This is a genomic window from Comamonas odontotermitis (genome assembly GCF_040396735.1).
Lineage (GTDB): Bacteria > Pseudomonadota > Gammaproteobacteria > Burkholderiales > Burkholderiaceae_C > Comamonas > Comamonas odontotermitis_C.
This window is the reverse complement of sequence record NZ_JBEBNZ010000001.1, coordinates 385,799-398,841: the sequence shown is the minus strand read 5'-3', so window position 1 is coordinate 398,841 and position 13,043 is coordinate 385,799. Positions and strand designations below refer to the sequence as shown.

The window sequence follows — 13,043 nt, the reverse complement described above, 5'->3', positions numbered from 1 at the left end:
AGACTCGCGCTTTCCCCATTCTTCAGTGTATTTGTCACTCTAAGACCTTTTATTGCCATTTCAACAGAGTTCTGATACCCCTGAAATATACAGCTCATGTTATCATTTTTATAATTATTAAAATAAAAAATATAGATCGAAATAAAAACGACAATCAAAATTACTGAAAACCCAATCATCATTTTTCGCCACAACATGTATTCTTTCCAAATCTTACAATGCCATTTTGATTAATTTGACTTTTCCCTAGCAGGTGAATTTTGTAGTCGACTCCTTTATCACAGACATTTCTCCCTATAGCGGTTAGTGTTTCTCCAATAAAACCCCTATTGGCCTTATTAAAATCGTACAAATCATAACCAACAGCAGATTCCATCGATGCAGAAAATGACCATGAACAATCACATTTTACAGATATGTTGCCATCGATTTTTACCGAAAGACTCCCTATTAGAAAAAAATCATCTCCTGATGCATTGAATGATCTAACCCAATAGAACGGAATCTTTCTCTCCGTGCAGTTTGATCCAATTTTTTCCACGATTTTATTTCTTATTTCGCCTTCAGCTCCAGAAAAATTAATTTCTGAAAAATTCATGCTTAAATCCGTGCCAGATCTACCACAATAGTGAGAATACCCTTGCACCGAGGAAATTAACCCATTGCTATCAAATATCATGTTTGGGTTATTGCGCGAATATTCATAAAAATTAATCCCCCCACGAATACTAATAGGATCACTTTGCAAATAAACCCCTCTATACGATAAATAATCTCGTCTATAATTATATTGCAAATTAGATTCAACATCAAAATACTGCCCCGGGAATCTCAAATTCATTTCAAAAAATGCCGAACTGTTGACATTCGCAGATCCAAATGCCTCCATTAATACACTCCAGCTAACATCTCCAACGTTATTAACTGCGAGCATCGGGGTTCCTAAATAATCCGTTTGCAAATACTGATAGACTGCATCATTGTCATTTGCAAGGTTTAGTTTTTGTCCTTTTCCGATATCCTTATCAGCCTGCCATAAAGGCTCCGTGCTCCACAGCCCTTTTTCCGCCATGTTTGGATTAAATCCGTATGCGCGCGTGAGCTCGCCTAAGCCATTCAACTCACCCATCAACCCCGCGTCGGTATACACAAAATAGGTAGTACTTGTTCCGCTCTGTTGTGCGTCCGTTATAGACTTACTGATACGCCGACCCATAGGGTCATATCGATATTGAGCCTTGATACTCGGTATAGCGTCTCCGAATCGGGTTGATTTATACTCTACCAAGCGTTCAGCCGCGTTGTAGACATAACGCTTTTCTTCCTGCGCATTAGTTTCCAAGCTTGTGTGCCCCTGAGGCGTGAAGTTCACGGTAGTGTCGAGTGGAGTTGCTTCCAATGTGAAGGGTTTCAAGTATGGATAGCGCGTAAGTTGGTTATCCGCGTTGTAGTTCCATGTACCAGGTTGATGTGCACTGCTAGTACGATTATGAACAAGATCATAGGTGTACTGCTCTATCGGCAATCCCAGTTTTTGCAGGCTTTCGTCAGGCTGTGCCTTTATGAGTCGGTCGAGGTTGTCGTACCCGTATTGTGTTTGGCCCAAGTCGCTTTTAGTTTGCACAATGTTGCCGGCTTGGTCGTATCGGTAATAACGGCTTGCCAATGGGGCTGTGCTCATGCTATTTATTACTTCAATGCTCAAAGGTCTTTGCAGTGCATCGAAGGAGAGCACTTTCGTAGCGCCAGGCGTTTTAATTTTCGTTGGCATCTGCCATAGGTAGTTGCCATAGGTAATTACACTTTGGTTGGGCAGTGTCACTCTTGCCAATTGGCCTTTATCATAGCTGAATGTGCCGCTGCTGCCCTCAGGATAGGTTTGACTCGCCAGTTGGTCATCGGCATTGAAGCCCTGACCGATAGTGAAGCTGAAGCTGCCTGTGCCATTAACTTTACCGTAGGTGATCTGGCTTTGCGTGGTGCGTCCTCGGTCGTCTTTGGTGTAGCTGGCGCTGCTGATGAGGACGTTGTTGCCATCTTTTTGTTCGTAGCCGCTCAGTTGACCATCAGCGTTGTAGCGGTAGCTGATGCGTTGATCCGTTTGCGTGCCTTGCAGATTGTGCTCTTCCGTCACAATCAGGCCTGCTGCGCTGTAGCTATAGTCACGTGTGTTCTGGCCAGCGTCGGTTCGTTTGATCAGCTGGCCTACAGCGTCGTAGCTGTACTGGATTGTTCCACCCATGGGGCGGGTTTCTTTGGTGACTCCGCCTGTCTTATCATAGTCAAAGCGATGAGTATTACCATTGGCATCGGTCACCGCGATAAGCTGGTCGTGTGCATTCCAGTTTTGACTCGTCACGTTACCTACAGGGTCAGTGATTAGAATGGGGCGCCCCAATGCATCGTATTTGCCGAGTATTGTTCTACCTGCGGGGTCGGTGCTGGCGACTCGTTGACCTAGTGCGTCATAGGTCTGACTTTGAGTTCTAGGCTGGCTGTTCTCCAGATGCTGCGTCACTGTTATTTGGCGACCTTGCTGGTCATATTGGTAGGTTTCCTTGTACGTGGGGTACTGCGCTGCAGTTAATTGGCCTGCTTGCGCTGTCCCGCCTACTCCGTATTCATAGCTTGTGACGTTGCCTGCTGGATCCTTGCTGGATTTCGTTCGGCCTTCGTTGTCGTATGTAGTTTCCGTGATGAGCCCGCTGGGGCTGATGGACTGGATGGGCCAGCCGTTGCTGTCATAGACCGTTCTGCGGCCCGCGCCTTCGGTCTCGCCAGGGGCGAGGATTTCTACGATTCGGCCTTTTTCGTCATAGCGGGTGACGGAGGTGTTGCCCATCGGGGTGATGGTGTGCGTTCTGCGCCCTCTGGCGTCATAGCGCATTTGGGTGGCATTGCCCAGTGGATTGGTGGTCTTGGTGAGGTTGCCCGCTGCATCAAAAGTGAAGCTGGTGGTGCGATTTAGTGCATCGGTTCTGCTGGTGGGAGCGCCTCGCAGGTCGTAGGCCATTTTTCTGGTGTTGCCTTCTCCATCGGTTTGGGCTGTGACATTGCCCGCACTGTCGTATTGCCAGCTTTGGGTGATGGCGTCCTGCTGTTTGGCATCTGCCGCGCCTTTGGTGGTGCTGGTGAGTTGGCCGTACTGGTCGTAGGTGTAGACGGTGGTGCGCTGTTCGGGCAGGCCTTTGGCTTCCACCCATTCGGTGACGTTGCCTTTGCTGTCGTAGCGCCAGGTGCTGACGACGCCCAGCTGGTTGGTGTAGCTGCTCTGCCTGCCAAACACGGGCTCATAGGTGTATTTCTCTACACTGCCATCGGGGTGGGTGATTTGCAGGGGCTGGTAGTTGGTGTCGTAGGTGGTGGTGGTGCTGTAGCCGCGTGCGTTGGTGTATTTCTGGCTGTAGGCGCCGTCCCATTGGTTGGAGGCGGTTTTCTTTCCGTTGAATGTGCGGTTAAGTTCGTTGCCTTGCAGGTCGTAGATGTAGACGGTGGCGTTGCCCCGGCAGTCGGTGTAGGTGACTTCAAAGACGCGTTGCTCGCGCAGGTAGTGGTTGGCGCCGGTGGCCGAGCACCCGCTTTGCCCGTCAAACCGGCCCACACGCCCGCCGCCCCAGATGTTGGCAAGTTTTTGCGTGGTGCCGCTGGTGCCTGCGGGGTCGATGGTGGTGCCTTTTTTGCCCAGGGCCAGCATGGGCTCGGGTGCCTTGATGCTTTGGCTGTACTGGACGGTGGTTTTGAAGCCTACCGGGTCGGTACGGCTGGTGATTTGGCCGTTGCCGTCGTATTCGTACTTCCAGAGGTTGCCCATGACGTCAGTGACCTGGGTCAGTTGGGTACCCGTCCATTGGTAGCTGACGCTGCGCCCTGCCAGGTCATCGACCTTGGTGATCAGGCCATTGGCCATGATTACCGTGTAGATGGTTTTGCCAAAGTGGTCGAGGATGCGGGCGCTGGTAGCGCTGTTGGTGTTGGTGGTGTCATAGGCAAAGCTGACTTTGACGCCGCTCGCGTTGGCGTAGTTCAGGATGCGGCCGTCTTTGTCATACGTAATGGTGTTGCCAAAGCGGTCATACCACTGCCAGCCTGTGTGTTGCTGGGCGGGAGGCTGCGCAGCATCGACGAGTTTTTTGATGTAGACCGGAGCGTTGCCTTTGCTTTTGGCCATGTACAGGGCGCTTTGGCCACTTTGACCAATACGCTCGTAGATGACGCCTACGCGCTCGATGACTTTGACATCTGCCCCCAGGGGATCGAGCTCGAAGTTGAGGGGCGCCCAGGCGGGGTTGAGCCACCAGCGGCCCTGGCTCCAGGAGCGGGCTATGTCCAGGGTGCCGCCCAGCACTTTGACGCTAAGGTCTTTGTTGGTTTCTTGGTATTCCCCATTGATCCAGTTGATGCGTGGCTCGCCTGCCGCGGCAACGGGTGCAAAGCCCAGTTCGGTGTTGGGAGCAAAGGCGCCGATGCCGGAGATGCCTTGCGCCGAGGCCAGCGAAGCAGAGACCACGGAGGCAACTAACAAACTGGTGCATAGCCATTGCGCAAGAGGCTTTGTTGTTTTGAGTTTGTGATGCATAACTGCTTGATCACTGCATTTATGTTTTTTACTTGCCAAGACCATATCCCCGCGCTCCTTGAATACTCGACTTACAGTCATCATTTCTGCGTCCCTCTAATCTCAATCTACTGCTTGGTCTACCAAGCTGCCACTCTTATGCCATGGCGGCTTCCCGAAAATCCTCGGTAGATGGTTTATCTGCATACTTGGCATCATTCGCCCCCCCCAGGGCCTGACCCGCCCTTGGCGCAGCATTCCCCTCGGCAATGTGGTGTGCACTCAGGGGCCAATGGCAATGGCGTGCCAGAGCCACTTCCGCTACCGCCCCAGCCCCCCCCATCCCCACCAGGCAAGCGAGGCCCGTAGTAAATAGGTGGTCCGCTCGAGCCACCGCTAGTACAAGACGTTCCAGTGCCTACCAAGCGGCTGTACTGCGAGAACACCACCCGGTTCTCGCGCTCGCCATTCACACATTCGAACGAGCATTCGGCCGTCGCCCAGACGCTGTATGACGAGCAGCTGGCTGCTTTGGTGCTGAAAGTCTTGGCCAAAGCGCGCTGCACTTCGGTAAAGTCTCCAGCCTTGGCCTTGGTAAAGCCAATGCTCTTGGGGTGCAGCTTGATGGCCGTCACACGATATGGAATGATGATGCGCTGCTTGGCTGCGAGCACTTTGGGGATGTCGGCCAGGAATTCATACTTGTAGTACTCATCGGACTGCGGCGGTTTGAAGGCGACTTCTTCCGCTTTGATCAGGCCGTAGTTGGTCAGCGTCAACTCGCCAGTGAATTCTTCGCCAATCTGCAGCTCTGGCAGGTTGATCGAGAGAGGTTCGAGCAACACCACGGGTGCTGGCACCTGGGTCTGAAAGGTGGCTTCGAGATTGATGTTGTAGACGTCTTGGATAGTGGTTTCCGTGACGCTGAAGTCAATGCTGATGGTTTGGTACTGCAGATGGATACGCTCTGATGCAGTAATGCCAGGGCGTACAAAGATGCGGCCAGATTTGTCAGCGTGCCGTGGGCCGCTGGCACGGTAGGTGTAGGTGCCAGGGGGGAGATCGGTGACCACTGCCTTGCCTTCGGCATCGGTAGTGAGCGTGCGGATGTATGTGAGCACGGCATCGTTTTGCAGACGGATACGGGCCCCCGCAACGCCCTTGATAGGCTTGTTGTCTGCCCCCAGAGTTTCGGTAAACAGGTCAGTGACATGGAAACTGACGCCGCCTTGGCCGCTTTGGGTAACAGCGACCGACACGGGGATGGTGCCGTCACCACTGTTGGTGGCCGTGACAATGAGCTTGAAGTTGTAGATACCATCAGCGACAGTTTTACCGGGGCTGGCGGTCACCTGGATCGGCACTTCGCCGCCCACATCAATGGCCCCGATCTGGTTGCCGCTGGCCAGGAACATCCAGGCTGGCGGCGGGTTGCCATTGCTGTCCACCAGCTTGACCTGTACGTTTTGCGCCGCCACCAAGCCACGGTTGCCGATAACGACGCTTTCTGTGACGGTGCTCTCTTGTTGGACACCGGTTTCAATGAACGTAGGTTTGGCAAACAGATCCGGGCGCGCCTGCACCAGCTTGTAGTTGATGGTGAAGGTGCCGCGTGGGGTTTCGCCCGTCTCGGCCGCAAAGGCGGTGAGGATGACAGTGCCCGTCTCGCCAGCACTGGAGCTGCCCGTGAACTTGATGACCATGGGCACGGAGGCGCCTGCGGCAATATTGACGGGTTGACCAACATCAATGCTGATACCCGGCGGCAAGGTGCCGCTTGGCTGGTTGGCTGGTATTACAGCCCAACGTACACCTGTGGCGCCAGTGCCTGCGCTGGCACGTGCATTCACAGTGACGCTTGATGCAAAGTCGCGCGCTGCTGTCAGGTTGTAGACCGACATGTCGAAGCTCAGTCGGTTGATGGTGAAGCGCCCTTGTTCTGTCGTCACCGACTCCTCAGGATGAATGACAGAGACGATATAAGTACCGTTGTCGTTGGCGGCGGGCACAAACTCATAGCGGTACTGGCCGTTCGCATCGGTGGCTATATTGATGCGGCGTTTGAAGCCAGCTATATCGAGCACCATGCGCAATGCAGCATTGGGGATGGCTTGCGCAGTATCACGAGTCACGGCCATCCCCGTAATGACGATGGGCTGGGTGCCATACGAGACCGCAGGGGTGATGCCGCTGACGGTACCGGTATACGGCGTTTTGGGAACTTCCGGCGCGATGGGCGCGTTTTGCACCAAGACAGCGCGGGTCGCCTGCGCCGTTTTACCTGCCAAAGAGGTTGCAACCGCCTTCAAGGTGTAGCTGCCATCTGCCGCAGTATTTGCGGCCCATTGAGCGCTGTAGGGGGCTTGTGCAGGCGATGCGATCAAGGTGTCATTGGCATAAATGTCTACCTTGGCAATACCTGCGGGAGCAGACGCCACAACGGTGACCGTCGTAGCGCTGGAGAGAACCGCATTGGGTGCAGGTGCGACAAAGCTCACCACCGGCGCAGCGCTGGTGTAGGTAACTCCTACGGGGGCGCTCTTGGGGCTGGTACCGCGCGAGTTGGTTGCAGTTGCTTCCACTTGGTGCGCGCCTTCTGCAGGCAAGGTGATGCTTGCACCAAAGCTGCCATTGACGCCCACAGTAACCGGTGAACCAGATGCCTGACCATTCAAGAACAATTGCACTTGAGAGCCGGGCATGGCAGTGCCTGCCACGCTCAGTTGCGGAACGGCTACAGTGGTACCCGCTGCCGGTTGGGTGATGGAGGGCGCTGCTGGTGCGCTCAAGGTGAGCGTAAAGGGAATATCCAACACGGCAGCAATGCCGTCCGCATCCGTCGCAGTAATGGTGAATTTGTGGTTGCCATTGGGAAGCTGGGCAAAATCCACCAATTGGCTGTGGGTAACTGGGCTGGTCTTGCTGTAGCTGCGATCAAAGATTTGAGCGCCATCAACCGCAGCCTTGATATTGGTCACACCCACGGCACTTTCCGCAGTCACAGCCAGAAGGCCCGGCTGGGTAATTACCGGACTGGGCACTGCATTGGCCTGCAGTGGTTGGCCTGCAAAGCTGGCGGCGATGGCAGGGCCACTTCCGCCTTGCTTTTGTACCTGGACAGTGCGGGTGACTGTGTTGTTCAGACCCGCCGTATTGGTGGCCTTGGCTTTGAGGGTGTAGGTGCCATTGGGCACACCTGCCAATGACCACTGTGCCTGGTATGGCGCAGCAGAGAGCAGTGCCAAGCGGTTGTCACCCACGAGGATTTCCACATCGCGTACACCTTCTGCATCAGTGGCAGTCACTGCAATCGTAGTGTCTTGCTCCAGCACAGCATTGGCAGCTGGCTGCGTGAACTGGACGACCGGGCCTTCTGGGGCATAGGCAACGGGTTGACTCAGCGAAAATTGGTTGATCTTGTTTTGCGCAGTGCGGAACTGCACATACAGCATCTTGTCGCCTGAACCTGCCGACAAGGTGTAAGCCACCTTGGTGGGGTTGCCCGCCATGTTCTGCCAGGCGAGGGCATCGGTGAACTGATCGGATTCTTGGATCCGGTACTGCGCAGCTTGCGGGCAGTCGAGGATCAACTCTATATTGCGTACCCGGGTGATATAGCCTTGTGTCGGCGCAATGGTGCAGGTGAGGACTGGCTCTGCAGTAAGGTAACTACCATAGTCAACCCCCGTGCTGACTGCATTGCCCTGACCCGCTGGGTTGCCAACCGCGTCTTTAGGACCGCTGGCATGGCCCCACCAATTGCCCTGTGCCTGCACAATGGTGGCGGGGTTGGTATTGCGTACGCCGAACTGGGTGTTGGCGGAGATATCAGATTCCGAAATGACCGGGGTTGCGCCTTGTTCTGCCAGCAGGCCTACGCCATTTTGCACGAGACGAGATTTGGCAATGGAGGGGCTGCCAGTACCAATCACGCGAATACCAACAGTATTGCCGGAGAACTGGAGTCGGTTGAAGCCGTAGGCACCGCCATTGAGAACCAAGCCCGCCCCACCGTTCATATAGCTGGGCAAGCCTGTGGTACCACCTGCATAGCGAATGGTAAGGCCATCGATTTTCAGCCCCGTGGTAGGCACGTCTTTTGCGACGAGAACGCCCAGCCAATCACCCGCTTCCGGTGCTTCCGATTGTGGATTGGTTGCGCCGAGCGCTGTGTCATCAAACTGGCTGGTAAAGATGACGTTGGAGCCGGTTTGCAGCTGGTCGCGCACATTGATGCCAGCCCCTTCCCCAAATTTGACAACAACGCCATCAGCGATGGTGAGTTTGGCGTTGCCTGCGGCAAGCGCTACTGCACCACCCGCCAGTGCGGTACCAGCCAGTACCACAGCGGCAACCGCTTTGCTGGGCTGCTTGGTGACTTGGGTTGCCAACTTGGATAGATGAGCAATAGGCACCCTCACTCGGCGGGAAAGCGATTGGGAGATTTGGGAGAGTTGCATGGTCTTCTCCTTCTTATGGGTTGACGGTAATCGTACCGCTCGTCGCTGGCGTGAAGCCGGGACTGCTTGCGGTAATCTGGGTGGTGCCTGGGGCTACGGCTGTAAAGGTCGCGTAGTTGGAGCTGCCCGAGTTAGCGGGCCAGTTCACGGTGTTGGTGACCGTGCCTACTGAGGGGACGGAATTGGTGAAGGTGACAGAGAGAGCCGCTGCTGGTACTTGGTTACTGGAGTAGTACGATCCGGGAACCTCCGATGCGACATAGACAGAATTGCTTTTTTGCCCGACATTTAAAGAGGAAGGAATATTCTGAAGATGTAATACAGGAGTGACAGTTTCCACATTGACATAGCTCGTGTCGTGACTAACTGCGGTGGCTTCCAATTGAGTTGATCCAATATCGACACCCGATACCTGCAGATTTACCGAGCTCTGCCCCGCAGGGATCGTGACCGTCGCTGGAGTCGCGCAGACATCCGTCGCAACACAGCGCAGGCTCACCACCACGGGATCAGCTCCATTGCTGACCACCCCATTTATCAGCCTCTGTACCCAGATCTCGTAGTAATAGGTAGTCAATCCCTTGCCTACAACAATCTTTGTCCCGCTTTGTCGCACTAGCTGCAATGCTTGCTGCGCTGCCGTGACGGTCTGCACCTCCGACTTTCCACTGGTAACACCAACCACATCTGCACTGAGTCGATAAGTTCCCGCAGAACTTGGCTGCGCTATATAGGCCGTGCCAGTTCCAGTACCATCTTTACCAATCGTCAGTTGCGTGATCAAACCCCCACCAGTCGCCTGGTTGTAGATTCCATTGACCACCCCTGCAGGACTTTGATCTGCCAGACCCAAATTGACAGCAAGCGGCGATGTTGCCGTTTGGCTGCCGGAGTAATATGCACCGGGAACTTGTAGAGAGATCGAGAAGTTGTCTCTAACGCTCGCTGTGGACCGAGCTCCATCCAAGCTGCTGAACACTACAGTTGGTGCTACTACCTCCACCGGCATGGGAGCTGCTGCTGTAGCTCCATCCGCTGTAGCCTCCACCTGTGTTGTCCCTACCTCGACACCCGATACCTGCAGATTTACCGAGCTCTGCCCCGCAGGGATCGTGACCGTCGCTGGAGTCGCGCAGACATCCGTCGCAACACAGCGCAGGCTCACCACCACGGGATCAGCTCCATTGCTGACCACCCCATTTATCAGCCTCTGTACCCAGATCTCGTAGTAATAGGTAGTCAATCCCTTGCCTACAACAATCTTTGTCCCGCTTTGTCGCACTAGCTGCAATGCAAACTTCTGCTTAACATCCACATTCAGCGTCTTGGCAATCAACCCCGGCGAAGTGATACTGATAGCAGTCTTGCCTTCCGCCAATGCCTTGATCGTCACCGGTACCGTCGCATAGATTTGCCCTTGCGGAATAAATACCTCGGCCGGGCTCACTGTGGCAATCATTGGGTCTTGGCTCACCACGGCCACGGTAATACCGCCCTGCGGAGCAGCCTTGTTCAACTGCACTCGCACGGTGCGGCTCAGTTCCACATTCATTACTAAGTCAGCGGCTGGGTCGGTATTCAAGCTGATCGCATCCACTCGCAACGTAGTCTGCCCAGACTGGTAGCCTGAGGCAGCAGCCGTCAATGTGGTGGTTCCCAAGGTAGTCCCGTTGATCGTGAAGCTCGCCTTGCTTTGACCTGCTGGAATCTGCACGCTGGCAGGTATTTGCGCCAAGCTGCTCTGCGCCAAAGTCAAACCAATAGTCAGTCCACCCGCTGGAGCAGGCTCAGTCGCCTCAATCGTCACCGTGGTGGTGCCGCCAGGGGCCACAACCACGCTTGATGGCAACACCAATGCTTTGCCACGCACGGTAACGGTCGCCAATGCACTGGCATAGCCGTCAGCCTGCGCAGTCAAGCGACTCACACCATCTACCAAACCAGTCACTTCAAAGTTCACGCTTTGCTGACCGGCAGGCACCACCAAGCTGGTGGGCGCTGAGAGGACTGCAGCATCCGCATTGCTAACCTGGACGGCAACATTTGCCGTTGCAGGTGATGGCAGCGACAAAGTCATGGGATAGTTGCGATTGACACCCACCGTAGGGCTGGCTGGAGCCAAGCCCAAAGAAGGCAAGTTCACCACTTCAATCTGGGTTTCCGCAAAGCCCAAGGTGGCGTGGCTGGCTGTAATTTTGGTGGTGCCTAAGCTGCTGGCCTGCACTTCCAGGTCGGCACTGGTCTGGCCTTCTGCAATCGTGACGCGAGAGACAGCCGATGCAACGGACGGAACACTGCTGGATACATCCACCAAGATGCCACCAGTTGGAGCCGGTGCATTGAGGGTGACGCGCAACATGGCAACGACGCCGGGGCTGAGTCTGAGCTTGGAGGGCTCCAGGGCCAAGGGTGCTTGACCGATATTGACCATGCCTTGCTGCACCAGATACGGAATCCCCACCACGCCCCACACCACCTGGGCGCGGATCGTGCCCGATGGCACGGAGATGGCGTTCAAAGAGTTGCCGTTGGCGGTGTTGCCGGTGCCGACTGGAGAAGACGCCAGATCGATGGTAATGGCAGGGCCGCTGTGCTGATTGATAGCCGTGTTGTTGATGACAGGGGATGCACCTTCAATGGCAACACCGCTGCCGTATTCAATCGTGACGTATCCCAGCTGAGTCAGAGAGTTGTTCGTACCCGCAGTAAAGCGCCATTGGCGCCAGTCACCAGCAGCAGGAGTGGCTGCAGCGGAGGTGATTTTGATGGGCAGACTGGAGGTGCCTACAGCTTGGAGCGCGCCTTTTTTGAGGGTAAAGCTAGCGGCGGCAGCCATTTTGACTGTTACGCCAGGCTCAATGCTCAGGGTGGCGTTGTTGTCTAGTACGACATCACCTTGAAAGAGATAGGGCGACTGGGCAGCACGCAAAGTGGTGCTGCCGGTAATCGTGCCGGTGACCGTGGTTTGGGCTACTGCTTGCTGCACACCCAGCAGAGCCGCTAACAACATCCACAGCTGAATCAGTACTTGGCAGGCTTTGCGCGCCAAGGCCTCCGATGCCTTGGGCACAGTTAGTGTTTTGGCACCAATCCGATGACGATCAGGCTGCCGCTCGTTTCTGCCAGCGCTTGGCGAAGTGTATGTAGTGGTTGTTGGTTGTTGGTACAACATACGTCCCTCAGTCTTTGTCATTCTTAGTAGTGCCTAAATCCGCCCACACGGAACTTGAAGTTTGTGGTTTGCGGTTTGTTGGATAGCCGCGGTTTGCGCCACTTGCTGCTCATAGCCTTGCCACCCACCTTGCAGCCAGTAAGCCGGTAAAGTCGTCATCGCGCTACCTGGCGATGCCGCAGGCTTGGCCAAGGCCTGCTCGACCTGCAAGCGAACGGTGTCGCTGACCGCGTCATCTGTGATCACGACCACGGCCTGGGCCTGCGCCATGTTCTTATGGCTCTTTACTTTGTCCAGGTAGGCACGGGTGATGGCTGCTACCAGCTTGGCATCTCGCTCTTTGCCCCCCTTGCCATCAACCTGGATAGAAATCAGTTGACCTGCAGAAACTGGCATCTGGTCTTTGGAGGCCTTTTGCATTGCAGTGCTCGCGGAGATCACCGTCCATTGCAGCCCTTGTCCCAAAGAAGCGATCCATTCATTGGCGTCCAAAGGCTGGAGCATGGGGCTATTGGCTTTGGAGGCGGTGCCACCTGCGTTTGCAGTGGCGGACCATGAGCGTGCACCACCTCGCAAGGCTTGCACCCTGGAAAAGCCTTGCTTTTTCAGCTGCACGCATGCGTCACTCAGGTTGGCATAGTCCAGTCCCGTACCCATCAGCACTACCGGCTCTTGCTGCAAGAACCGCTTGCTGGCGACCTCGGTCAATTCCAGTTGCAGCGCATTGGCCAGCGGAGCCGCTTTTTGCACACTGCGGGGGCGGACGTCAATCAAAGTGGGCTTGCTGGCACTCTCCATCGCAGATGCCAAATGTTCTGCGCTGACCCAGCAAGCGCCATCCAAGGCAGGGGCAGCC

Annotated in this window: 4 protein-coding genes; all 4 read right to left on the bottom strand. The window is 55.0% G+C overall.

The window, feature by feature from the left end:
- Positions 1 to 178: 178 nt before the first annotated feature.
- Positions 179 to 4,657 carry an RHS repeat-associated core domain-containing protein gene (locus ACH2DG_RS01730; protein WP_395023993.1) on the bottom strand — a complete coding sequence of 1,493 codons (4,479 nt, stop codon included), beginning with the start codon at positions 4,655 to 4,657 and terminating at the stop codon, positions 179 to 181.
- 113 nt (positions 4,658 to 4,770) lie between these two features.
- Positions 4,771 to 9,015, bottom strand: a complete 4,245-nt coding sequence (locus tag ACH2DG_RS01725) for an Ig-like domain-containing protein (protein WP_395023992.1) — start codon at positions 9,013 to 9,015, stop codon at positions 4,771 to 4,773.
- A gap of 13 nt (positions 9,016 to 9,028) precedes the next feature.
- Positions 9,029 to 12,064 carry a hypothetical protein gene (locus tag ACH2DG_RS01720; protein ID WP_395023991.1) on the bottom strand — a complete coding sequence of 1,012 codons (3,036 nt, stop codon included), beginning with the start codon at positions 12,062 to 12,064 and terminating at the stop codon, positions 9,029 to 9,031.
- Positions 12,065 to 12,220: 156 nt separating this feature from the next.
- Entirely contained in the window at positions 12,221 to 12,985 is a 765-nt protein-coding gene (locus ACH2DG_RS01715) for a rhodanese-like domain-containing protein (protein ID WP_395023990.1), read from the bottom strand.
- Positions 12,986 to 13,043 lie beyond the last annotated feature (58 nt).

What these genes read in the sequence shown, in the direction of transcription:
- ACH2DG_RS01725 (WP_395023992.1), bottom strand. Translation starts at nt 9,015, where the DNA reads ATGCAACTCTCCCAAATCTCCCAATCGCTTTCCCGCCGAGTGAGGGTG.
- ACH2DG_RS01715 (WP_395023990.1), bottom strand. Translation starts at nt 12,985, where the DNA reads ATGGAGAGTGCCAGCAAGCCCACTTTGATTGACGTCCGCCCCCGCAGT.
- ACH2DG_RS01730 (WP_395023993.1), bottom strand. Translation starts at nt 4,657, where the DNA reads ATGACTGTAAGTCGAGTATTCAAGGAGCGCGGGGATATGGTCTTGGCA.